This is a genomic window from Varibaculum cambriense DSM 15806, assembly GCF_000420065.1.
Classification (GTDB): Bacteria; Actinomycetota; Actinomycetes; order Actinomycetales; family Actinomycetaceae; genus Varibaculum; species Varibaculum cambriense.
In genome coordinates this window covers 930375-954460 of the sequence record NZ_ATUF01000002.1, presented here as the reverse complement: position 1 = coordinate 954460, position 24086 = coordinate 930375, and the positions used below count along the sequence as shown (strand labels likewise).

The following is a 24086-nucleotide window of genomic DNA, read 5'->3' as shown; positions in this document are numbered from 1 at the left end:
GGAGGCTCCTGCGCGGCTACGCCTTGTTGCCGAGCCAGCCCCTGCCCCGCGGATCACTTACGCGTCAATGTCACCTTTGGTGAACTGCGCGTTATAGAGGCGGGCGTACGCGCCTTCGGCGGCCAGCAACTCCTCATGCGTCCCGGACTCGACAATATCTCCATGCTCCATCACGAATATCACGTCACTGTCACGAATTGTCGACAGACGATGGGCAATCACGAACGAGGTACGCCCCGCGGTAGCTTTGGCTACTGCTCGTTGAATCAGCTGCTCCGTGCGGGTATCGACCGAAGAAGTCGCCTCGTCAAGGATCAAAAGCGGCTTATCGGCAACCATCGCGCGGGCAATAGTCACCAACTGCCGTTGTCCGCTTGAAAGGGCAGAATCTTCTCGAATCTCGGTATCGAGGCCGTGCGACAGTTGCGCAACCAAATCACTTAGTCCGACTGCCTTAATCACCTGTTCAAGGCGTTCCTCGGATACTTCCTGCTGGGAATACATAATGTTTTCCCGCAGGGTTCCTTGGAACATCCAGCTGTCTTGCAGTACCATCGCGAACTGAGAATCTACGTCCTCGCGCCGCATCGCAGCAAGCGGGGTGCCATCCAGAAGAATCTCCCCGGAGTCCAGTTCGTAAAAGCGCATTAGCAGGTTAACCAGGGTGGTTTTCCCGGCTCCAGTCGGACCTACGATGGCCACGTTTTGTCCCGGATGTACCAGGGCAGAGAATCCGTGAATAATTTCTTTACCTGCTTCATACGAGAAACGGATATCCCGGAATTCTACTTCACCTTTAGTTACCTTGCCGCTCAGCGCCGGTTTTTCGGATTCATCGGGTAGTTCATCCTCTTCCAGAATTTCAAAAACTCGCCCCCCGGCAGCTGCCGCGGATTGGAAGGAGGCCGTCGCGGACGCTAGGTTCGATAAGGGCTGGGTGAAAACCCGGATATAGAGCATAAATGCGGCAATCACTCCGATGGTTACATTGCCTTTCACCACTAGGACTGCACCCAGCACGCATACCACCACGTAACCTAGGTTTCCGACGAACCCCATTACCGGCATCATCAATTGGGAGAGGAAATCGGCGCGCCAAGTGGCATCGAAAAGCCGCTGGTTACGGCGATTAAATTCGGCGACGGTGGCGGCGGCAGCATTGTAGATATTGATGATTCCTTGTCCGGATAAAGATTCTTCGATATGCCCGTTTAGGCTGCCCAGATTCGATTGCCGGCGAATAAAGAAACGCTGCGAAAACACCATGATCACCGCGTTGAGGACGAATCCCAGGAGCGTTACTCCCATACCGGCCAGCGCCATCCGCCATTCGGTGTAGAGCATCATAAAAGCGGCGCCTACCAGGGTAACTATTCCGGTGATGATGGTGGTGATTGCGGAATGCAGAGTTTGCACCAGGGTGTCGATATCGTTGGTTACCCGGCTCATGGTGTCACCGTGACTGGTGTTGTCGAAAAAGGACAGCGGCAGACGATCGATTTTCCGGTCAATAGCGGAGCGCATCCGCTGCCCGGTGCGTTGGGTAACCACCACCATTATCAGTGATTGCCCCAGGTTAAAGCAGAATCCCAGAACGAGGACGAGGGTCGCCATCCGCAAGAGGGCAAATATCTTGTCCATATCGATACTGCTGTGCAGCCCCGAGGCGATCACATCGGTTATCAGCCCTAAAAACATCGGCATTATCGCAGTGAGCAGCGATCCTATAATCGCCAAAACTACCGCAACCAGGATAGCTATCCGGTAACGCCCTAAAAACTGGGCAAGGTCGCGCACCGATTGGGCAAACTGTCCTTTCTTGGCTTTTTCGTAGACGTTCCCGCCGTGGCGTCCTCCCGCGCGCACTGGCGACATTTTTTCTTCTACTGGCTCTAGTCCGCGCCGCGCCGACTGGACTCGCTGGTCCCACCTGCTCATTTCTGCGTCTTTCATGCCAACTCCGCTTCAGAGAGTTGGGAGAGGGCGATTTCGCGATAGATTTTCGAGGACGCCATCAGGGATTCATGCGTTCCCCGCGCCGCGATTTTGCCGTGATCGATCACTAAAATCTGATCGGCCTCCCGCACAGTGGCAATCCGCTGCGCCACAATAATCTGGCTTTTCCCGCGAGCTATTTCCGCCAGTTCCCCGCGAATATCCCGGTCAGTGGCATAGTCGAGGGCGCTAAAAGTGTCATCGAAAATCAGGATTTGTGCATCCCTAGCCACTGTGCGGGCAATCGAAATCCGTTGTTTTTGTCCGCCGGAAAAATTACTGCCCCCTTGCGCCACTTCCGCCGCAAACTTGCCCTCTTTATCAGCAATAAAATCGCAAGAAGCAACATCTCCGGACTTAACGATATCGGCGGGAGTAATGTTTGTCGGACCTTCTCCAAAGGCAATATTGGAAGCGATAGTGCCGGTAAACAGGGTGATTTTTTGGGGCGAATATGCGATTTGATTACGCAGGTCGCGCAAGCGCCACTTCCGCGCGTCCTGGCCGTTAACCAAAACTTGGCCTTCGCGAGGATCGTAGACCCGGGCAATCAGGTTCACCAGTGAAGTTTTTCCGCTGCCGGTGGCTCCAATCAGGGCAACGGTCTGTCCGCGCGGAATTTTTAGATTTATCTGGTGAAGGGCGTCATTTTCAGCTCCAGGATAGCGGAATGAAACATCCCTAAACTCAATCGCTGGTTCCTTCAGGTCTTGGCGGGTTTCTTTTCCGAGGGAGGATGTGGGCTTGTCGGCAGAAACTACCGGATCAGCAAGGGAGGGTTCACAATCAAGCACTTCCCTAATGCGCCGATTAGCCACAATCGCGCGGGGAGCAAATACGAACACCATGGCCATCATTAGGAAACCACTGATCGCTTGGGTAGCGTACCCGGAAAATACGATCATCTGTGAAAACAGGGTTACTTTCGCCAGGCCGGCGGCGGCAGAAATCATGAAAGCACCCAGCACATAGATCGCCAGGTTAAGCCCGGAAATCACGGTGTTCATCATGGGCATCATGAAGGAGAAAGTGCCGGAGACCATCAGGTGAGTGTTGGTTAGCTCAGCGTTGGTGGCTTCAAAACGCTTTTGGTGAAAATCCTGGGAGCCGTAGGCACGGATAACGCGCACTCCTTCCATGTGTTCGCGAGTCACCCGGTTAAGGTCATCAGTTATCCGCTGCATCCGCATCATCCGCGGCATTACGATCCGCCAAATAACGAAGATCATCACCAGTAAGATCAAAGCCGCAAGCCCAGTAGCGAGAGTCCAAGTTAGGTTCTTTCCCGCAATTTTTATGATTGCCCAAATGGTGAGGATAGGAGCTTTCACCATCAGCTGACACCCCATCACCACAAACATTTGCACCTGAGTGACATCGTTAGTGGAACGAGTGATTAGAGAGGACGCGCCAAAGTGTTCAAAGTCGGCTTCGGGGAGCGAAATCGCTTTGGTAAACACCGCTTGACGCAGATTACGGGCGACAGTCGCGCCGATCATGGCCATGCAATAACCGGTGATAATGGCTACCACCATAGAACCGGCGGCACACCCCAGCATTTTCCCGCCTTCGATCAGCACCCCGTTGACAGTCGCACCCGGCTTCACAATCATTTCGGTGATGGTTTGCATGTAGTCGATCAGACGCAAATCCAAGAAAACCTGGCAAATGATGGTGATGATTGCCAGCGCGCTGAGCAGCCATTCTCTTTTACCTAGGTGCCGCAGTACGGTCATGGAATCCCCTCGGTTCTTGGATAAGTATTGGCGCCGCAACTGTTTGCATCCTAACGCGCAGCAAAATGCTTGTCGGGTTAATTACCTGGATTTGCGCCCTCCGCGAAGATATTAATCTCCCCAGAGTTAAACCACACCCGAATTAGTCGGTGTCCCCAGGAAGAACAATGAAATAAAGACACACATAAAGGGCATTAGCACGGAATATTACTGGGCTCCAGCGTTCCAGATAGCGAGGGTATACAAAAGCGGTGCGGGAAAAATTCCCCGCACCGCTTTTATAAAGTAAAAGACTAACTAGCCTTACTTCAGGGCAACAGTGGCGCCCGCGCCTTCCAGATCAGCCTTGGCCTTTTCGGCGTCTTCCTTGGATGCACCCTCCAGAACGGTGGTGGGAGCGGAGTCAACCTTTTCCTTGGCTTCTTTCAGAGCCAGTCCGGGCTGTAGCGCGCGCAGAGCCTTGATTACGGCGATCTTCTTGTCGCCAGCAGCTTCGAGCACTACGTCGAATTCGGTCTTTTCTTCGGCTGCTTCTTCGCCACCGGCAGCACCGGGGGCAGCAACGGCTACGGCGGCAGGAGCCGCGGCCTCTACGTCGAAGACGTCCTCGAATTCCTTAACGAACTCGGACAGTTCCAACAGAGTCATTTCTTTGAAAGCATCAATTAGCTCTTCTTTGCTGAGCTTAGCCATATTGGCATTCCTTCCTATTTTTGCCCACGCGAGGCAGATTTTTTCTTGTCGATCTATGCGGCTTTACTAAGCCGCTTGTTCCTGCTTTTCGCGCAGGGCGTCCACGGTGCGAACCGCCTTGGAGGCGGGCGCCTTGAACATAAAGGCAGCCTGTACCAGTTTGCCTTGCATTGCACCAGCCAGTTTGGCCAGTGTAGTTTCGCGATTATCCAGTTCAGCGAGTTTCTTGACTTCATCTGCAGACAAGAACTTCCCGTCGAGGACACCGCCTCTAATAACCAACTGCTCGTTATCCTTGGCGAAGTCGCGCAGCACTTTGGCCGCATCCACGGCCTCTCCGGTTACGAACGCAATTGCGGTCGGTCCGGTTAGCTCCTCGTCCAGGAAATCAATTCCCTGGTTTTTGGCGGCAATCCTGGCCAGCGTGTTCTTCGTGACGGAATAAGTAGCCGTTCCTGCCAGGTTTTTGCGCAGCTCAGTCATCTGAGCCACGGTCAACCCGCGGTATTCGGTGAGCAGCAGGGCCGATGCCGAGCTGATTTTTTCTTCCAGCTGAGCGATCATGGCTTGCTTATTAGGTTTCGCCATTAGGCCCTCCTTCCGTTTATTCGTGCCGGGGGCCAGAACAAGAAAACCCCGCGCAGATTGCACGGGGCGAAAATAAACCTATCGATCCTAGCTGCCACCTTCCCCAGGGGAAGTACGTCCTCTTTTGCGAGGACGCGCAACCATTTTCGATACGCTACGCATCGTTCAACCTACACAGGCTTCCGATCTGGAACTTAAACCCACTGGTGTGGGCACCGGCGATCTTGGGCAATAGCCAATTTAACAGCCCCTTTGTCGACTGGTCAAAGCAGAAGGGCAGGATATACCCCTTTTGTGGGTTATTTAACTACAACCAGCATTTAGTGCTGTCTACTTTTAGCTTGCGTTGTGGATCCCTGAGGGAATCAGGGAAAGCTCCTAGCCAATAGCAGCGAGGATGTGAAGCAGAAGCTACCTGCGCCTCTTTAAGCGCGAACCAGCAAATCTGCAGAACTCTCAACTGTCGAGAATTAGAGTTGAGAGCTTCTTTAGAGTGTTATTGAGAGTCTAGCTAGGGAGCATAGAACCCCGCATTCAAACTCCTTATCTGAAGGCGCACTTCTCCCCCACGGAGCCTCTATAAAAGCGACAACGCCAAGACAGCAAAAGAGCAGTATGGGCAAGCTCACAAATAAGCTTTTACGACCTAGGATAAAAGACCTACGGTAAAATTATGAGGCAAAACAAAGTTTTGACTTTACATCAAGACGTTAGTGGTTATACCCTACTTTCACACTTCGCGGGAAAGATAAAGTTTTATTTTCCCCCTAGTCATTAAGTCCCGCATTCCAAAAAATGTATAGCAGGAGTTCCTCTATGGGTATGCTCAAACGCAAAAAGAACAAAGATGTAGAAGTTAGGGAATCTAGTCTCGAGGTTACTGAGCTAACCGCCAGCAAACCTTACGTACCGGAACGTAAAAAGCCAAAGAAAGATAACACCCACTGGCTTTACATCGCCGTGATCATCGCGGTAATCGCCGGGATCATTTTCGGAATAGCCGCCCCCGATGTGGCCAAGGAATTCAAGGTCGTCGGAACCACCTTCGTCCGGCTCATCACCATGATGATCGTACCGGTAATTTTTTGTACGATCGTGCTCGGGATTGGCTCGGTACGCGCCGCTGCATCGGTAGGTAAAGCCGGCGGAATTGCCCTGGCCTACTTCATGACGATGTCCACTTTTGCTTTAGGTATCGGTTTAGTCGTAGGCAACCTAATCCAGCCTGGCAGCGACCTAAACATTGAGGCTACCAAGGGGGCAGCCGCCCAGTTCACTTCCGGTAACAAGCAGGAAGCAGACGGTATCGTTGGCTTTATTCAATCGATTATCCCTGACACTTTCTTCTCCTCCCTAACCTCCGGCTCGGTGCTCCAAGCCCTGTTTATCGCCCTATTAGTAGGATTCGCGGTACAAAGCCTCGGTAAAACCGGGGATGGGATCCTGCGCGCAGTCGCTGCCATCCAAAAACTGGTGTTCAAGGTACTCTACATGGTCCTTTGGCTGGCTCCCATCGGCGCATTTGGCGCCATGGCGGGAGTGGTTGGCTCCACCGGCGCCAAAGCTGTGGGGCAAATGTTGCTGTTAATGGTGGCCTTCTACATCACCTGTATATTGTTCATCTGCGTGGTACTAGGTTCCGTATTGGCAATATTTACTCGCTTCAACATCTTCAAACTTATGAAGTACCTGGCAAAGGAATACCTGCTGATCGTAGCCACTTCTTCTTCAGAATCGGCGTTACCAAACCTAATGCGCAAAATGGAACACCTGGGAATCCACAAAATTACAGTGGGGATCGTGGTTCCTACCGGCTACTCCTTCAACCTGGACGGAACCGCGATTTACCTCACCATGTCGGCCATCTTCATCTCCGATGCCATGAACAAGCCCATGGGATTGGGCGAGCAAATCGGTTTGCTGATCTTCATGATGATTGCTTCAAAGGGCGCCGCCGGCGTTTCTGGAGCAGGGATCGCTACTTTAGCTGCCGGCTTACAGTCACACCGTCCGGAATTACTAGACGGAGTAGGAGTGATTGTCGGCATCGACCGCTTCATGTCAGAGGCCCGAGCTCTAACTAACTTCACCGGGAACGCAGTCGCCACCCTGCTGGTTGGCACCTGGACACATACTATTGATCGTCAGCGCGTTTACGATGTGCTAAACGGGAAACTGCCCTACAATCCCCAGGAGGATGACGTCGATATCAACCTCCGTAACCCCTCGGTAGAGGTCAGGGACCAGTTCCCACATACCCCTCAACCCGATGTGGAGGCAATCGAGAAGCTGGCTCTAGAAGAACAAGCTACAGCCAGTAAAGAATAATAAAAGTCAAGAATCAGGGTTCGCCGCCACTGCTGCAGCAGAAGTTTCCCCGGCTGCAAGTCAACTTTTAAGTGGTGAGGTCCCCTCTAGCTCTCAGCTGGGCGCTTAAGAGTAAACTCTTTTAAATCTCAGCTTAGGTGCCTAGCTGAGAGTTTATTGTTTAAAATAATACGCAAATATGGATATAAACCCTGGTAAAACCGAAGATATCAACCGCGTTACTGCCCGAAATCCTAGATCAGCTAGTCTTCTGAATCTGGGATAGCTTCAGTAATAGCACTCAATATTCCCGTAATAATTGCTATCCATATTGCTTGCTTGGTGTGCGCATAACGGCGACCTGCCAGGCGTCTTTTCTCTCCCCTAGAAAAGATCAGCTTTTCCCCGGACGCAGCCCCATAATTTACCGAAATAAAATAAATGAGCAAACGTAACACTTGCTAACTAACCCTTAGGGACAGATGGCACGAGCAGTGGTTTCACCGATTTCACCGACCGGGCGCGCCTGCCCGGGTAGCGCTTGACCTAACCAGCGGTGAATACCGAACCACACTTCCTGACGCACGTCCGGGAAAGACAAGAATAGGTCATGTTTACCGGGGTAACGTTCCATAGTTACCTGTCGGGAAAGTCGCCAGGCATTTCCGCACATAGTTTGCACGTTCAGCACCGAATCAGTAAACATCATTTCCCGTTTCCGTTTCCCAGTCGAGGAAGCGGTAGAAGTCAGGAAATAGGTCGGCACCTCGGTGGCTTCACCTGCTAGAAGTTTCTTTTGGGCGATAGTAATCGCCCGTACCCAGCCGAAACGTACTAGTGCGTCCGGGGTACCTTTCCAGCTTGAAACCAATGGCCAGCCCTGCAGGGAAGGATCTTGCATCCAGAGTTCCAGACGTTTAGGCAGAGTACCATCAACCTTTCGATCCCAACCCATCAAAGAATTCACGTAAGCGGAGTCAGCAGACTGTAGCGGGACCTCTTTTTTGGCTGCCCGCCGGGAGAATAATTCTGCGAGGGCGCGAGCTCCGAAACGCTGGGAAGTTCCCCCCGCCATTTCAATCCAGGGGGAATCAAGTAACAGACCGGCCACCTGGTCCCGATGCCGGTTCACCCAATAGGCCGCCGTCAGCCCTCCGGTAGAGTGACCGGCCAACACTAACGGCAAATCTGGATGTTCCTCTCGCATGACCTCTAGCGCGGCGTAAATATCTAGGTCATAGGAAAGCAGGTCTTCGGTCCAGCCAAACGTCTGCCATTTACGCAGCGAACGCCCATATTTGCAGAGGTCAATCGCATAAAAGGCTCCTCCCGCTAGGGAAATATGACGCGCCAGTTCCCGCTGGAAAAAGTAATCATTCCAACCATGAATGAACAGGAAAATAAAGGAGGGTTCCGCGGGGGTATTTGAAATCGCCCAGGGATCGTCCTCGGGAAGATGTCGTACCAAGGTGGCACACAGCTCGCCCTCATTGTCACGAGGTAATTCCAACGTACGAGCCTCAAACCCCGGCCCTAAAATATCTGGTACCCACCGACCTACCGGGGCGGGTACCGCCGGAGGCTGAGTCGGTAAAGACGCGGCAGATGAACTCCCTTTCCCCATTTTCGTCTCCTAGTGACCGTGTTTTCTGTCGTGGGAAGACGCATGGCGTTCAATCTCTGCATTAACTTCCGCAATGGCTTCCGCTAAAGTGGGCCCTTCCAGATTTCCAATCCGGAATGCTTCCCAAGCATCTAGGTCGCTATTTCCCCCGACCTGCTCAAACGCTGCCTGAACCTGATCGGTGAGCTGCCCGTCTCCCGGGTCAATCACTCCTTCTTCCTTCAGGAGAGCTTCGCAAATTCGTCCGCGATCATCCGACCATAGTAAGACGGTATCTTGACCGACCAGCGAGGAAATAGAACGCAATCCTTCGGCATCTTTTTGCAGCAGTTGCGGTGCAGCGAAACTGGTAGCCACATCTTCCTCGTCTGTGGTTTCGGGTGAAGATTCCTGCTCTAGCCTTTCAGATTCTCCGGCCGAACTTTCTACCTCTGCCACCGGTTCTTCCTCCAGATTTTCCTGCTGAGGTGTCACGCTTTCCGCGGCGGGAACTGGTGATTGTACAGCTTCAGCCCGCGCTAGCTCCTGCTCAGCGAGGGACGCGTCCTCAGAAATATCTTCGGAAACCGGCGGTGCAGGGGGCGCAGGCGGTACCGGCGAAACCTGTGCTTCCGCTAGCGCTGACTCGTCATCTACATGCCAAGAAATCTGGGGAGCCGGAGCCCGATGGCCGCCGATTTGCGGGCGCGTATAGCTAATAGAACTAGAGGTGATCTGGGCGACCTCCAAAAAACGACGACCATTAGACATCTGGCGGGAAGAAATTTGGTGAATCTCAATTCCAGAGGCGAATAGTACCCCCAACGCAGAGTAACAACCTTCATCAATCTCCCCTACTACCAGGAATAACCGTGGCCCAGGTTGGGTGTTAGGCGGCATCGCCTCCCGGAATTCTGCCCAACCGGTTTGGAAAGCTTGCACTCCCCCCGGATATTGGCTGGCTAAATCCATCCATCCCAATCCGGAAACCTGCCCGAGCCGAGAAATCGCCGCCACCAGGCTCACCGGATCCAGGCGGGAAAGCACTTCCACCGAAACTACCTGCCCAGAGGCATCTAACGCAGTTAAAGAATGCGGGCCGGTTCCAGATTCTCCACCATCCCCTGCCCAAGCGACCGGGAAAAGGGGACGGTCAATTACCTCCAGTACCTGTGAGCGAATGGATTCGAGCACATCCATCTCTAAGCCATGTCCCACCGGGGTACCAAACTGTGCCGGTATTAGGCGGCCAGATTCCAGTTCAAAAAGTGCCATCGATTCACCGTTCCCTGCTTTTCTTACGGATATTTATTCCATTGTGTCACGGATACCCGTCAAGGCGCCGGTTTTAGCGCCGATGGCGCTGTTAAGGATTATTTTTTCGTGCAGCTATCCGGATTAGCCAGCAATTCCGCTAAATGCACTCCGCCACGGTCTGCCAAAGTTTCGGCCTGGGTGCGGCAAGAGAAACCATCCGCCAAGAAAACCGCACCCGGATCGGCTTTTAATGCTGGTAAGAGGGCGTGTTCCGCCACGGTCAGCGACATTTGCCTATGGGGGGCTTCCATCCCGAAGTTCCCGGCCATCCCGCAGCATCCTTGCAGTTCCACCAGCTTAGCGCCAGTTTTCTGCAGCAAAGCACGATCGGCTTCCCATCCCATCACCGAATAGTGGTGACAGTGAGGCTGAGCCACCACATTCACCCCGCTCAGGTTCGGTAACGGCAGATCAGGACAGTTCGCGTTAATAAATTCCGCGAGGGTAAAGGTAGCTTCACTAACCATTAGGGCGCGCGGATCTGCGGGAAACAATTCTAGGAGGTCATCGCGAAGTACCGCAGTACAAGACGGTTCGATCCCCACGATGGGGATGCCATTGGCAGCCGGGGGCGCCAGACGAGCCAGTAAATTTTCGAGGTGTCGCCGCGCCCCTTTCAACTGCCCGGTAGTAATCCAGGTCAGACCGCAACAAGTATCTGGAGGTGCTAAAAACACCTGCCAACCCGCCTCAGTAAGTAGCTTAATCGCGGCTTTTACCCCGCGTTGATCTAGTCCTCGCGAAAATGAATCTGCCCAGATAACCACAGATTTAGAGGTTGAACGCGCCGCTTGGCGGGTTTGTTTTCCGGCTTTAGCTGCAATTTCTTTATCCGCTATCACTCCGGGTTTTCTGGAAAAGTCCTGTTCCCAGGGGGAACTTTCTGACTTTTTTGGCCATAGTTGCCGGTTCGGATACTGACTCTCTAACGAGCGGGTGGCAAAACGCGGAAGGGTGCGGGCAGTATCCAGGTGGAGTAGTTGTAGCGCCACCTGGACAAGCGGGCGAATCTTGGTAGCCAAGTTTGCTAGCTGCGCTGCTCCCGGAATCTTGGCCATTAGTCGCAGCCAACGCGGCAACCATCCCAAGGCGTAATGTGAAAGCGGACGCAGCCACCCCTGGTAACGCCGGAAAAGGGTTTCGCTGCGCCACTTGGCCATATCTACCCCGGCGGGACAATCTGCAGAACAAGCCTTGCAGGCCAGACATAAATCTAGCACCTGCCATATTTCAGGGTCAGATAATCCGTGAATCAGTCCCCCATTGGTGGCTTCTTGCAGGATGCGCGCCCTGCCGCGGGTAGCTTCTTGTTCGCGGCCACTCGCCTGGTAAGACGGACACATAAACCCGCCCGCGGCGCTGTTATCAGCACGGCATTTACCGACCCCGGTGCAGCGATGGAAAGCGTCGGTTAAGCTACCGCCGTCCTCGGAAAAAGCAAAACCTTCCGCACTTGCTTTGAGGGGGCGCGCCTGGGCACGCCGGACGTTTTCTTCCACTCCGTCTGGGCCTGCCGGGCCGGTCAAAACCCCGGGATTCATCAGATTTCCCGGATCAAATAAAGCTTTTACCTGTGCAAATAAATCCACAGCTTGCGGAGAATACATTTTTGGTAGTAGCTGGGATCGCGCCCTACCATCCCCATGTTCCCCGGAAATAGAGCCTCTATATTTTCCAACTAACTGCGCGGCGGCGAGCAAGAAATCCCGCGATTTCCCCAATCCGGCGGCGCTTCCCAGCGGCATATTTAACCGGACATGCACGCATCCGTCCCCGAAGTGCCCATACAGCAGTCCGTCCAATTCGAACTTTTCTAGCAGCTTTTGGAAATCCTGCAGGTAGGCAGCCAAATTTTCCGGTGGTACTGCCGCGTCCTCCCACCCCGGCCAGGCTTGGTCACCCTGGGGGGTACGTCCACCCAGTCCGGCACCATCTGCACGGATCCTCCAGATAGCAGCGGCATCAGCCCCGGGTGGATAAATCATGACCGCGTTTCCGCTAGCCCCGGAGGCGGCCGCCAGCTCCCGCGCCCGCTGTAAGGTGGCATCCTCATCCAGGCCTTCCCCGCCGACCTCGCAAAGTAGCCAGCCGCTACCTTGAGGCAATTCCGGGACTGCACCTGGACCTTTATGCTGACGCACTACTTCCACCAGCCGGGCATCCATACCTTCCACCGCTAAGGGTTTTAAGGGAAGAATCCGTGGCACCGCAGCGGCAGCGGCAATCATATCCGGGAAACCTAGCGCCACCAGTACGGGAGCTTTAGGAAGAGGAACGAGGCGCACGGTTGCTTGGGTAATAACCCCCAGGGTGCCCTCGGTTCCAGACAGGAAAGGCGCGAGGGCGGGGCCATTTTCGGGCAGTAGGTGTTCCAGGGAATAACCAGAAACTTGGCGTCCAAAGCGTCCAAACTCGGTGCGGATAGTAGCTAGATTCGCAGCTACCAGGGATTTTAGACCGGGTATTTGTGAGATTTGTTCGTCAGATACAGACGCGTCTTGCGGGGCTTCTGGCACGTCTTGCGGGGTCTGCCCGGCGATAATCTCCCGTCCTAAACCGTCGATAAGCCGTAGCTCCAAAACGTTATCGGAGGTGCGCCCGTAGGCGGTAGCGTGGGGGCCGCAGGCATTATTGCCGATCATCCCGCCAATAGTGCAACGCGAAGAGGTAGAAGGATCCGGCCCAAATCGTAACCCATACGGGGCTGCTGCCTGTTGCAACTGGGCTTGCACTACCCCCGGTTCTACGATTGCGTAGCGCTTCTCAGGATCAATTTTTATGATCCGATTCAGGTGGCGCGAATAATCGATTACCACTCCCGGACCAATAGCATTTCCCGCGCAGGAAGTCCCTGCCCCCCGGGCAGTCACCGGCACCCGGCATTCCCGGGCTAATCGCAGCAATATCCGTAGGTCATCTTGATCCTTCGGGCAGGCAATAACCTTTGGAGGAATCCGATAGTTAGAAGAATCAGTGGCATAGACAGCGCGGTCCGCGCGAGAATCTAGCACTTCTCCCCGGAATTTTTCGCGCAAGCGCGAGCGAAAGATGCGGTAGTCGCCTGCTCCGATAGACATAAGTCGCCTTTCCTTGCTTCTACCCTTGATCCTATCTGTTCCCAGATGCGCCCTTAAAACCTATTAGTGTCAGAATTATTTATTTCTGACACTTAGGACAACTAGGGCTGACACTTACTACCTTTGCCCAGGTAAGAGGGATACAGTAGCTGTCAGCGCGCGCCGCAACCAATGATGAGAACCACGATTGCGTTTGCATCAGGCGTTCTCCTTCCCCTGAAAAATTGGTATTGGCTCCGAAATACTCTAACTAACTGCTACTACGAAATAAATCGCCAATATATAAATATGGGGGTCGGCGGGATAATCCCGCCGACCCCCAGGGGTGTTATGAAAATAGCTTAGGGCATGATTGCTGAGAAACCCTGCCAGTCAGGGCAGGAAGGCCAGGTGCCACCCTAAAGTTACCGCTAAGCAGTAGCGTCCTCTCCGGAACCTTCAATGTTCTCCAAAGCCACCACGCGACCGGCCTCCAGACGTGCCACTGCCACCCGGAACGGCGAGCAAGAAACGTAGTTCAAGCCAGTCTTGTGGAAGAAGTGGATAGATTCCGGATCGCCACCATGCTCACCACAAATACCCAGTTTAATTCCCGGATTAGTGGAGCGACCACGGGATACCCCTTCTTTAACCAGGCGACCCACACCGTGAGTGTCGATGGTTTCGAATGGAGAGGTACCGAACACGCCCTCTTCAATGTACTCGGGGAAGAATACGCCCTCGCAGTCATCGCGGGAGAATCCCCAAGTAGTTTGGGTTAGGTCGTTGGTGCCGAAGCTGAAGAAATCAGCTTCTTTCGCCAAAGATTCGGCGGTAATCGCCGCACGCGGCAACTCAATCATGCAGCCAATCGGGATTTCCAGAGTGACTCGGGCAGCCCCGCAAACCTCACCAATAACTTTTTCGGCACGGCTGCGGATCAGTCCCAACTCGGTAATTGAGCCCACCAGCGGAACCATAATCTCTGGGCGGGGATCTAATCCCTCCTTCTTGAGGGCGGCCGCGGCACTTACCAGGGAGCGAATCTGCATTTCAAACAGACCGGGCATCCAAATCCCCAAGCGCACCCCGCGCAAGCCCAGCATGGGGTTGGCCTCATGCATCCGGCGCACTGCGGCTAGCATCCGCTGATCTTCCGGGTTAACCTTTCCCTGCGCTTTTTGCACTGCCACTTTGACTTCCAAGCTGGTTAGATCCGGCAGGAACTCGTGCAAGGGCGGGTCGATCAAACGAACCGTCATCGGCTTGCCATCCATCACCCGCAGCATTTCCGAGAAGTCCTTCTCCTGCAGCTCGCCTAGCCGCTCTAGGGCATTCTGGCGATCTTTAGAACCTTCCCCAGACAAAATCGCGTGTTCCACCAGCGGGCGACGATCACCCAGGAACATATGCTCCGTACGGCAAAGCCCAATACCGGTAGCTCCGAACTCCACAGCTAACTTGGCATCCTGAGGGTTATCTGCATTGGCGCGCACCTGCAGTCTTGCTCGCACATCTGCCAACTCCATCATGCGGTCAACGCAGCGCACCAGATCTTTCAAATCGTCATCATCACCGCAAGCCTCTAGTCCGGCCTCTAAACCAGCTTCCAGGTAGGTGGTTACCGGAGAATCCTGAACCGGAACATCGCCCTCAAAGACCTCGCCAGTGGCTCCATCAATCGCGATCACATCGCCCTCATGGAAAACCTTGCCATCTACTTTCAAAGTACCGGCTTCGGGATCAATCTCTAGGGCTTCAGCTCCACACACACAGGTCTTACCCATGCCGCGAGCAACCACGGCGGCGTGAGAAGTTTTACCGCCGCGAGCAGTCAAAACGCCCTCGGCAGCTACCATGCCTGCCAGGTCATCAGGATTCGTTTCCCGACGCACCAAAATACAGGTTTTACCAGCTGCCTTAGCCGCTTCCGCCTGCTCATTATTGAAAGCAATCCCGCCGACAGCAGCTCCCGGAGAAGCCGCCATACCGGTAGTTAACCGCACCCGGTCAGAATCCAAGTCGAACTGAGGGAACATCAGCTGGGTGAGCTGCTCGCCCGTGACCCGTTCTAGCATCTGATCCTTGGTGATCAGACGTTCCTCGTTCAGCTGGACCGCAATCCGGAAAGCCGCAGCTGCCGTGCGCTTACCCACCCGGGTCTGCAGCATCCACAGCTTGCCTTTTTCTATGGTGTATTCGATATCGCACATATCCTGGTAGTGAGTTTCCAGGCGGCGCATAATCTTGGTTAATTCCTTGTATACCGGCTCATTTACCGTCTTCAAATGCGACAACGGTTCCGTGTTGCGGATACCCGCCACCACGTCCTCGCCCTGAGCGTTCATCAAGAAATCGCCATAAACACCAGATTTACCGGTGGAAGGATCCCGAGTGAAGGCCACGCCAGTACCGGAATCATCACCCATATTGCCGAACACCATAGTGCAGATGTTCACCGCCGTGCCCAGCGAGTTCGGAATCCGTTCGCGGCGACGGTAAATCGCGGCCCGCTCCGTATTCCAAGAACGGAAGACTGCCTCCACTGCCATATCCATCTGAGTGCGCGGATCCTGCGGGAAATCACTGCCGGTTTGTTCCTTAACAATCTGCTTGAACTGCGCAGTCAGATCCTGCAGGTTTTCGGCCGTCAGATCCACGTCAGCGCTGGCGCCAACTTTTTCTTTCATGCTATCCAGGGCGTCAGCAAACAAGTCGCCATCGATCCCCAAAACCGTCTTACCAAACATTTGCACCAGACGACGGTAAGAGTCCCAAGCGAAACGCTCCGATCCCGACATCTTTGCCAGGCCGGCTACCGAACGGTCATTGAGTCCCACGTTAAGGACGGTCTCCATCATGCCCGGCATCGAGAATTTCGCACCGGAACGCACCGACACCAGCAGCGGTTCCTCTTCATCCCCTAAGGTGCGCCCTATCTGATCTTCTACTCCACGCAACGCCTTGGTCACTTCTGGAACCAAACTTTCCGGAACCTCGTTATGTTTGAGGTATGCCCGACAAGCATCGGTAGTGATCGTAAAACCGGGGGGAACGGGCAAACCCAAATTAGTCATCTCCGCCAGGTTGGCACCCTTGCCACCCAGCAGATCCTTCATATCCTTGTTGCCCTCGGCGAACGTGTAGACATACTTTGCCATAGGTTAATGGCCTCCATGTTGAATTTCGATTACGCTATAAAGCGATACTTCCGTTCCCATCTTAACAGGTAGCAGCGAGACCCTAGGTCTTGAGTCCCGAAACTGAAACTCTGCCTCCGCCCGCTGTTCGAATCGCGCTCGCCGCAACCCTGATTTTTGGCAATTACCGCGAATACTGCCCCTACTTATGCATTATCAATCGCCGCTTCAACAGCGAGGCGGTAAATCTGGCTCTGCGCATCGCTTAGACTATTGAATGTGTCAGAGTATCCCCCTAGGAGGCAGCGACTGCAGTCTCGAGCCAGCCGTTCCCGTCGGCGCTCGGACTGGAATTTACTTATTCGCGCCTCCTCACTTGCGATTGCGCTGACTATTACCTTTATTCTGATCATTTCCGCTATGCCGCGAGCTCCGAAGCAGGCAGAGGCCGAGCAGACCGCGCCCTCGTTACATTGGACCGCAGTCCCCCTGGTTAACTCCAAACAGCAAACTAAGGAGCCGGCGATCGCCTTAGAGGTAAAAGGAGACTTACCAGGGGGCGAAAGTTCTAAAGACGTCCCTCATTCGGCTGCCGGTACTACCTCGGTAGTACCTGGCACCTGGCAAGGCCGTGGCACCGGCAAAGTCTATTTTTATCGGGTAGAGGTGGAAAACGGGCTACCCGTCAACGGTGAAACCGCGGCAAAAAGCATTCACGCTATCTTGAACGATCCTCGCGGCTGGGGCGGGAAACAGGGGGAAATTTCTTTTACCCGTACCGATGGGCAGGCTGATTTTCGGATAGTTATCGCCAGCCCTGCCCTTACCGACCGGCTGTGCGCCCCACTGACCACTAACGGGGTTTCTAACTGCCGCAATGGCGACAATGTGGTGCTCAATGCCCACCGCTGGATTGGAGGAGCCAAGATGTGGTTCCAAAAAGGTAAAACCATGACTGATTACCGGATCTACGAAGTTTCCCACGAAACCGGGCATTGGCTGGGACACGGACATCTGTTCTGTCCGCAACCGGGAGGTCTGGCTCCGGTAATGCAACAACAAAGCGCAGATGGTGGGGAAAATCTGGGCTGCATTCCTAATGGCTGGGCAAACCCCTAATCCCACTGGCAACAACTTATTTTCAGGTCGTTTTCAGGACTACTTCAGGGCAGCGTGAAACAATCCGGGTATGAGCATCTTATTGACGATTGGTTTCCTTCTTTGCGGAGCAGCGTTAGTGTTCCTGGTAGCTCGCAGTGTCAGCGCTTTGAACGCCCGCGACCGCGCTCGTAAAACCCATTTCGAACAGGAAATCGGCAGCGTAGAGAATCTGTTGGCCTCCTCGTTAGCTGACCGCGATAAGCTCCGGCAGATGCGGGATCAAGGACGCCTGCAACGCTGGGACGCAATCCGGGACGTAATGCGGGAAGAGGGCGTACCCGAAGAGGTAGCGACCGAGTTTATCGACCGCCTCTAGGCGATGCGATCAACCAAGGTGTCGGCAAACTTTTCCAAGGCCGCTTTAACTTCGGTATCTTCTAGGAAAGAAATCGCTGCTTTCGCGTCCTCGCACCAAGAGAAAGCTAGTTGCCGGGTACGTTGCAGCACTGAATGTGCCCGCAACATCTGCACTACCCGCTCCAGTGCCGCATCCTCGCTAACCAAAGCGCCCCGGCTAAGTTCGGCCAATATCTTTTGCCCGTCCTCATCAAGCACCCCGCGCGCCGCATCTTGGCGCAGCAGCAAGATCGGCATGGTGTCTACCCCCTCGCGCAGATCCGTTCCCGGAGTTTTTCCGGAATCGGCACTGTCAGAGGACAGATCGATAACATCATCTGCCAGCTGGAAAGCTACCCCGATCTTTTCTCCAAACTGCACAACCGCTTTAGTCACGGCCTCGGGAGCCCCGGAAAGCTCTGCCCCAAAGCGCGCCGACTGCGCTACCAAAGAACCAGTCTTATCCGCCAGTACCTGGATGTAGAACTCCACCGGATCTTGACCCGCTTCCGGGCCGAAAGTCTCGTTCAACTGTCCGCGGCACAGACGATCAAAGGTTACCGCGTGCTGCAGCACCGCTTCCGGACCTAGAGTGGCAACCACTTGCGAGGCACGAGCAAAGACTAAGTCACCTGCTAGTACCGCGCGGTTATTGCCCCATACACGCTGAACTGCGTTCACCCCGCGCCGCGTAGGCGCCGAGTCCATTACGTCATCATGGTACAAAGTAGCCAGATGGGTAAGCTCGACCACTAGGCAGGCACGCAGAACCTCCTCAGAGGAAGGGCGCGGCCCCAGATGGGAACAAAGCAGCACCAAACCGGGACGCATCCTTTTGCCACCGGCTTTCGCCAAGTGTCCGACAATATCGTCGAGCACCCCCCGGTTATCTGCTAGCACTTGGGTCAGGCGATCTTCCACCTGAACCAAGCCATCGGAAATCTGATCTTCTAGCTCGTCAATACGCTGCTGGGACAAGTTACTCACGGGATAACAATAGCGGTGTTTTGTAGAATATCGAGAACTGAACCCGGGAGAATCCCCAGAAGCACCGTCAAGAGCGCGCAAATCCCAATCGCTACATAGGTGATCTCAGCGTGGGGAGCAACCGTGGTATTTTCTGCTACCGGATCTAGGAACATAATTTTACCTAGACGGAAATAATAGAAGGCAGTAATCGCAGAAGCAATCACCGCGCAAATAACCAACGCAGTTGCCCCTCCTTGAACACCAGCACTAAATGCCAGGAACTTACCCACGAACCCGGCCGTCAAGGGGATCCCGGCAAAGGACAGCAAGAAAAGCATCATGCATCCTGCCAGCACCGGATGGGTCTTGCCGAAACCAGCCCAAGCGGACATGGAGTGTTGCTCCGCAGTCGCGACCCCGTCCTCGTTACTAACCCGAACCAGGTAGATAATCGCGAACGCTCCAATGGTGGCCACCCCATAGGTAAGCAGGTAGAACAAGACCGCGCCATTAGCGTTAAGCGCGCCCTTAGTGAAGGCAATCAAGATGAAACCGGCGTGCGCAATAGAAGAGTATGCCAACATCCGTTTGATATTGTCTTGCACCAGACCAAAGAAAGTACCGACCGCCATGGTCAAAATCGCCACCGTCCACAAGAACGGCTTGAAGTTGGCCTCGAACTGTACCACCACAGTAGAGAAGAAGCGCAGCATCGCTAGGAACGCCGCTGCTTTTACTCCGGCAGCCATAAAACCAGTAACCGGGGTAGGCGCCCCTTGGTATACATCCGGGGTCCAAGCGTGGAAGGGCGCGGCGCCAATCTTGAAGAGCAAGCCCACCATCATTAGGGCAGCACCCGTCATCAGCAGCGCCGGGGAAGCTACCCGGTAGGGAATCGCTAGCGCCAGTTGATCCAGCAGCAGCGACCCGGAGTATCCGTATAGGAAAGACATGCCCATGAGCATGAACCCGGAGGCGAAGGCTCCCAGCACGAAATACTTAAGAGCAGCCTCCTGGCTGAGCAGGCGGCGGTAACGCGCCATGGCACTCATCGCATACAGGGGCAGGGAAATGATCTCTAGAGCCACAAACAGAGTCAGCATCGAGTTCGCCATGGGGAAGATCATCATTCCGCCCAGGGAGAATAGGCTCAGCGGCAAGACCTCACTGCGCTGGTATCCGCGCCTTTCAGTCTGTTCTTCCTGGAAAGAACCGGGAATATCCGAGGGCTGTCCCGCGAAAGCAGAAACTCGATTGCCAGTACGGTCAATCATCGGCAGCAGCGCCAGCAATCCCACAATCAGCATCAGCAGCTGGGAGAACATAGAGAATCCATCTACGATTAGTTCTCCGCGCACGAGCCGTTGCCCGCTTTGCAGATCGAAGGCTCCAAAAGAGGGCGCAAAGGCCAGCAGGGCAACCGCAACTACGGCAATTGACCAGGTGCATTGCACGCTCCAACGCTGTTTTGCGGGTACGAATGCCTCGAGCAGAATCCCGATGATTGCCCCAAAGAGCACCACCAGTACCGGAGCCATCAGCGCCCAGTTAAAACCTAGCTCGCTAAAGTTATTAATCACGGTAGCGTTCGTTAAGCTCACTTTCCGGTCCCTTCTACTTGAAAAGCCACATCCTGGGTGACAACCACCTGTTTGGCCACTTGTGTCATCGGCTCAACCAAGGGTTGCGGATGCAGACCAATCACCAGCATCAGCACAATCAGCGGAGCAGCCACTCCCCAACGTTCCCGGTTATCTAAGTCTTTAATCGACTTACGATGTTCCGGAGCCTTGCCGGTGAAAATCTTTTGGTAAGGCAAAAGCACATAAACCGCGCCCGCAACTACGCCCACCAGGCAGAGCGCTGCTGCCCACTGGTAGAGCCGGAAGGTACCAATCAGTACCATCAGCTCCGGTACGAAACCAGACAGACCGGGCAATGCGATGGCTGCTAAACCAGAGATTAAGAAGGTTCCGGCAATCAGCGGAGTCACCCTTTGCATACCGCCGTAGGCCTCAATGTCTTGGCTATGTCCCCGCTCGGTGAGGAATCCGCCAATCAGGAACATACCGGCGATGGATAGGCCGTGGGCCACCATATAAACCATGGCACCAGCGAGAGCTACCGTGTTGCCAACATAGATACCCAGCACCATCAGGCCAAAGTGGGCTACCGAGGTGAAGGAAATCAGGCGCATTAAATCCTTTTGCGCCAAAGCCGCCAGCGAACCCCAGATTACGGAGATCACCGCCAGAATAATGAAAGCTAAGGCAGCTCGCTGGGATGCACCCGGGAAGATGGTCAAACACAAGGTGATCATTCCGAAAGTACCGATTTTATCCAGGATTCCTACCAGCAGAGCGGAGGTTCCCGGACGGGCATTCTCGGCAGTGTCTGCTAGCCAGGTGTGTACCGGAACCATCGGCGCCTTAACCGCAAACGCGATGAAGAAACTGATCATCAGCGCCATTTCTACCCCGGGACTAGCTTGCAGCTTTCCGGCCAAGTTCTCAATGAGGTAAAGGCTCGCATGCTGCTCGTTAGAGGCAGCGGCCAGCGGAGAATAAACGTAGATTCCCACGATTCCGATTAGCATGACCAGGCCGCCTGCCAGCGAATACAGTAGGAACTTCATCGCGGCAGCTTTCCGTTTCGCCCCATTACCGTAGCGTCCAATCAAGAAGAACATGGGCACTAGCATGGCTTCAAACGCCAGGTAGAACACGAATACGTCGCGAGCCGCAAAAATCAGCATCATGAACGCCAGGGTGGCTAAGGTTAGTCCCACATAGCCGGCATCATCGTAAGGTTTGTTCTCGCCCTCGAGGTCACGTGCCGAGGCGATCAGCACGATCAAAGTGAGCAGTGCCGAAAGTACTACCATCGCCAGACCGAGGCCGTTTACTCCCAGCGCCCAAGAAACTCCCAGGGCGCGAATCCAACTGTGGGTTTCTGCGAACTGGTAGGCAGCCGCTTTACCGTAGTCAAAATTCAGTGCCAAGTAGATGGTGCCTAGCAAAACCAAGGCCGATACTGCGAGGCCGATCTGACGCGCAGCAATCCGAGTAGGCTTTATCAGCCACAGCGCCAAAGCTGCCAGCGCCGGTAGCACTACTAGCAGCGTTAGCACCGGGAAAGTTGAGTTCAAGACTGTAATTTCCATTTATCTTTTCCTCCTGCCCCTAAACCAATTGGCTTCCGACAACTAGGACCAGGGCTAAAAGCACACCGCCCAGAATGTAACTGGCGTATGCACGAATGTAGCCATTTTGCACATGGCTCAAGGTACGTCCCAAAGCCTGGGCGCACCAGGCGATACCGCGAACGATGCCATCGATTAGGCCACGGTCAGCGCCCCCCACTCCGACGGTGAGTAGTTGTGCCGGCAGCATGGCGACCGACTCGTTAACGGTGTCCTGATAAAGATCCACCCGGGCTGCCTCCACCAGGGCGTTGGAGGCCGGAGCCACTTTCGGTACCGGCTTGCGCACGTACATTACGAACGCCAAGGCCAGCCCGCAAAGTACCAGGATCAAGGTGATTACTGAAATCGCAGCGTGTGACAGCACGGAAACCGTAGCGCTTTCCGTAGCAGCCGCGGTGCCGGTGACTGGCTCCAGCCACTGGTTGAACTTTTCGGTGAAGCCCAAGACCATCCCCATAGCCAGGGAGAACACTGATAACACTACGATCGGTCCATTCATTAACCAGGAAGCTTCATGCGGATGTACGTCGCTGCCGCCGTCAAACTCGGTCGTCCAGCGTTTTTCTCCATGGAAAATCATGAAGAACAGCCGCGACATATAGAACGAAGTGATTCCCGCGCCCACCATGGAGACCAATCCGAAGATCCAAGCTCCGGTGGTTCCAAATGCCGCAGTGTTAAAGGCAGCCGCGATAATCGGTTCTTTGGAGAAGAAACCCGAGAACGGGGGGATCCCCAAGATCGCCAACCAGGCAATCCCGAAACAGATCCAAGAAACCTTCATCACCGTTCGCAAAGCACCGAAACGGCGCATATCTACCTGCTCGTTCATAGCGTGCATGACCGAGCCGGCTCCCAGGAACAACTGGGCTTTAAAGAATCCGTGTACGAACAGGTGGAAGATAGCCAAGGTCCAGCCGATGGGACCCAGACCTGCACCCAGCATCATGTACCCGATCTGGGACATAGTGGAGGCGGCCAGCACCTTCTTCATATCGTCCTTGGCGCAGCCCACGATCGCACCGAACAGCAATGTAATCGCTCCGACGATTGCCACACAAAGCTGGGCAGTCGGGGAGGCCACGAAGATATCGCCGGAACGCACAATCAAGTACACACCGGCGGTAACCATGGTGGCCGCGTGGATTAGCGCTGACACCGGGGTGGGGCCAGCCATAGCGTCACCCAGCCAGGCTTGTAGTGGGAACTGCGCCGACTTACCACAAGCAGCCAGTAGCAAGAACAGGCCGATGGCGGTGGCCCAGCCGCCGGTCATATCCCCAGAACGGGAAGCTCCCAGCACATCGACAAACTTCATAGAGTTGAATTCCGCGTACATGGACATCATGGCGAGCAGCAGACCCAGATCGCCGACCCGGTTCATTACGAAGGCTTTCTTGGCGGCTACCGCATTAGGCAGTTCGTGATTCCAGAAGCCAATCAAGAGGTAGGATGCCAGGCCGACGCCCTCCCAACCAAAGAACAAAGCCACATAGGAATCCGAGAGCACCAAGGTGAGCATCGAGGCCACGAAGAAGTTCAGGTAGGCGAAGAAACGCCGCCGATCCGGATCGTGTTCCATATAGGCCACAGAGTAGACGTGGATCAAGGATCCCACAAAGGTAACCAGCAGTACGAAAGTCATCGAGAGCGGATCCAGGAGCAGATTCCAGGAAAACTCAACCGCCTCATTTCCGCTACCGGCCTTAAACCAGGTAAACACCGGAGCTAAGATAGATCTTTCTGCTGGTGCCTGCCCGATCATTTGGCAGAAAATAATAAATCCCAGCAGGAAAGAACTCCAGGAGGCAGCAACTGCCAACCAGTGTCCCCATTTATCGGTCGCCCGGCCACATACCAGCAGGAAACCGGAAACTAGCAGTGGAATCGCCACCATCAGCCAAGCGTATTCCGCTAGTCCCGTAGCCGACACATTTGCCATTTGCTCTGCCGCGGCGTTCAGCAACAACGAGTTCATTA

At 54.4% G+C, this 24086-nt stretch carries 15 protein-coding genes; 3 read left to right on the top strand and 12 right to left on the bottom strand.

The genetic code is table 11. The features are described 5' to 3' along the window. Nucleotides 1-57 precede the first annotated feature (57 nt). From F605_RS09865 to rplJ, 4 genes are all read right to left on the bottom strand, one after another. Nucleotides 58-1953, bottom strand: coding sequence for an ABC transporter ATP-binding protein (locus F605_RS09865; protein WP_022864669.1), 1896 nt, complete (start codon nucleotides 1951-1953; stop codon nucleotides 58-60). Beyond that, nucleotides 1950-3731 (bottom strand): ABC transporter ATP-binding protein, encoded by a 1782-nt coding sequence (locus tag F605_RS0104250; RefSeq protein ID WP_022864668.1) that lies wholly within the window; start codon nucleotides 3729-3731, stop codon nucleotides 1950-1952. The genes F605_RS09865 and F605_RS0104250 overlap by 4 nt, the downstream gene beginning before the upstream one ends. 303 nt (nucleotides 3732-4034) lie before the next feature. Next, nucleotides 4035-4424: a 50S ribosomal protein L7/L12 gene (gene rplL, locus F605_RS09860; RefSeq protein ID WP_040765066.1), complete on the bottom strand. Its 390-nt coding sequence runs from the start codon at nucleotides 4422-4424 to the stop codon at nucleotides 4035-4037. Between the two features lie 66 nt (nucleotides 4425-4490). Further along, nucleotides 4491-5012, bottom strand: coding sequence for a 50S ribosomal protein L10 (gene rplJ / locus F605_RS0104240; protein WP_022864666.1), 522 nt, complete (start codon nucleotides 5010-5012; stop codon nucleotides 4491-4493). Between the two features lie 816 nt (nucleotides 5013-5828). Here rplJ and F605_RS09855 point away from each other — a divergent pair. Further along, on the top strand, nucleotides 5829-7340 hold the full coding sequence (locus tag F605_RS09855) for a cation:dicarboxylate symporter family transporter (RefSeq protein ID WP_022864665.1): 1512 nt from the start codon (nucleotides 5829-5831) through the stop codon (nucleotides 7338-7340). A gap of 451 nt (nucleotides 7341-7791) precedes the next feature. On the opposite strand, the gene F605_RS09850 is transcribed toward F605_RS09855, so the two are convergent. From F605_RS09850 to ppdK, 4 genes are all read right to left on the bottom strand, one after another. Next, nucleotides 7792-8943, bottom strand: a complete 1152-nt coding sequence (locus F605_RS09850; RefSeq protein WP_022864663.1) for an alpha/beta hydrolase — start codon at nucleotides 8941-8943, stop codon at nucleotides 7792-7794. Between the two features lie 9 nt (nucleotides 8944-8952). After that, entirely contained in the window at nucleotides 8953-10197 is a 1245-nt protein-coding gene (locus F605_RS10995) for a hypothetical protein (protein WP_022864662.1), read from the bottom strand. Between the two features lie 98 nt (nucleotides 10198-10295). Next, on the bottom strand, nucleotides 10296-13316 hold the full coding sequence (locus tag F605_RS0104215; protein WP_022864661.1) for an FAD-binding and (Fe-S)-binding domain-containing protein: 3021 nt from the start codon (nucleotides 13314-13316) through the stop codon (nucleotides 10296-10298). 410 nt (nucleotides 13317-13726) lie between these two features. After that, a complete protein-coding gene (gene ppdK, locus F605_RS0104210; RefSeq protein WP_022864660.1) occupies nucleotides 13727-16456 on the bottom strand; it encodes a pyruvate, phosphate dikinase in 2730 nt (909 codons plus the stop codon). A gap of 258 nt (nucleotides 16457-16714) precedes the next feature. On the opposite strand from ppdK, the gene F605_RS09840 reads away from it, so the two are divergent. Then, the gene (locus F605_RS09840) at nucleotides 16715-17554 is read left to right on the top strand and encodes a DUF3152 domain-containing protein (RefSeq protein ID WP_022864658.1); all 840 of its coding nucleotides are present in this window, start codon (nucleotides 16715-16717) and stop codon (nucleotides 17552-17554) included. Nucleotides 17555-17624: 70 nt separating this feature from the next. Then, nucleotides 17625-17912: a hypothetical protein gene (locus F605_RS0104195; protein WP_146001728.1), complete on the top strand. Its 288-nt coding sequence runs from the start codon at nucleotides 17625-17627 to the stop codon at nucleotides 17910-17912. On the opposite strand, the gene F605_RS0104190 is transcribed toward F605_RS0104195, so the two are convergent. The 4 genes from F605_RS0104190 to nuoL are packed head-to-tail and all read right to left on the bottom strand — an operon-like array spanning nucleotide 17909 to nucleotide 24084. Further along, nucleotides 17909-18919 carry a polyprenyl synthetase family protein gene (locus F605_RS0104190; protein ID WP_022864656.1) on the bottom strand — a complete coding sequence of 337 codons (1011 nt, stop codon included), beginning with the start codon at nucleotides 18917-18919 and terminating at the stop codon, nucleotides 17909-17911. The genes F605_RS0104195 and F605_RS0104190 overlap by 4 nt on opposite strands. Next, a complete protein-coding gene (gene nuoN, locus F605_RS0104185; RefSeq protein ID WP_022864655.1) occupies nucleotides 18916-20502 on the bottom strand; it encodes an NADH-quinone oxidoreductase subunit NuoN in 1587 nt (528 codons plus the stop codon). The genes F605_RS0104190 and nuoN overlap by 4 nt, the downstream gene beginning before the upstream one ends. Then, a complete protein-coding gene (locus F605_RS0104180; protein ID WP_022864654.1) occupies nucleotides 20499-22064 on the bottom strand; it encodes a complex I subunit 4 family protein in 1566 nt (521 codons plus the stop codon). The genes nuoN and F605_RS0104180 overlap by 4 nt, the downstream gene beginning before the upstream one ends. A gap of 19 nt (nucleotides 22065-22083) precedes the next feature. After that, nucleotides 22084-24084, bottom strand: coding sequence for an NADH-quinone oxidoreductase subunit L (nuoL, locus tag F605_RS0104175; RefSeq protein WP_022864653.1), 2001 nt, complete (start codon nucleotides 24082-24084; stop codon nucleotides 22084-22086). Between the last annotated feature and the right edge of the window lie 2 nt (nucleotides 24085-24086).

Coding starts and splice junctions, on each gene's coding strand:
- ppdK (WP_022864660.1), bottom strand. CDS start 16,456: ATGGCAAAGTATGTCTACACGTTCGCCGAGGGCAACAAGGATATGAAG.
- rplL (WP_040765066.1), bottom strand. CDS start 4,424: ATGGCTAAGCTCAGCAAAGAAGAGCTAATTGATGCTTTCAAAGAAATG.
- F605_RS0104215 (WP_022864661.1), bottom strand. CDS start 13,316: ATGTCTATCGGAGCAGGCGACTACCGCATCTTTCGCTCGCGCTTGCGC.
- F605_RS0104180 (WP_022864654.1), bottom strand. CDS start 22,064: ATGGAAATTACAGTCTTGAACTCAACTTTCCCGGTGCTAACGCTGCTA.
- F605_RS09850 (WP_022864663.1), bottom strand. CDS start 8,943: ATGGGGAAAGGGAGTTCATCTGCCGCGTCTTTACCGACTCAGCCTCCG.
- F605_RS0104250 (WP_022864668.1), bottom strand. CDS start 3,731: ATGACCGTACTGCGGCACCTAGGTAAAAGAGAATGGCTGCTCAGCGCG.
- rplJ (WP_022864666.1), bottom strand. CDS start 5,012: ATGGCGAAACCTAATAAGCAAGCCATGATCGCTCAGCTGGAAGAAAAA.
- F605_RS09855 (WP_022864665.1), top strand. CDS start 5,829: ATGGGTATGCTCAAACGCAAAAAGAACAAAGATGTAGAAGTTAGGGAA.
- F605_RS10995 (WP_022864662.1), bottom strand. CDS start 10,197: ATGGCACTTTTTGAACTGGAATCTGGCCGCCTAATACCGGCACAGTTT.
- nuoL (WP_022864653.1), bottom strand. CDS start 24,084: ATGAACTCGTTGTTGCTGAACGCCGCGGCAGAGCAAATGGCAAATGTG.
- F605_RS09865 (WP_022864669.1), bottom strand. CDS start 1,953: ATGAAAGACGCAGAAATGAGCAGGTGGGACCAGCGAGTCCAGTCGGCG.
- F605_RS0104195 (WP_146001728.1), top strand. CDS start 17,625: ATGAGCATCTTATTGACGATTGGTTTCCTTCTTTGCGGAGCAGCGTTA.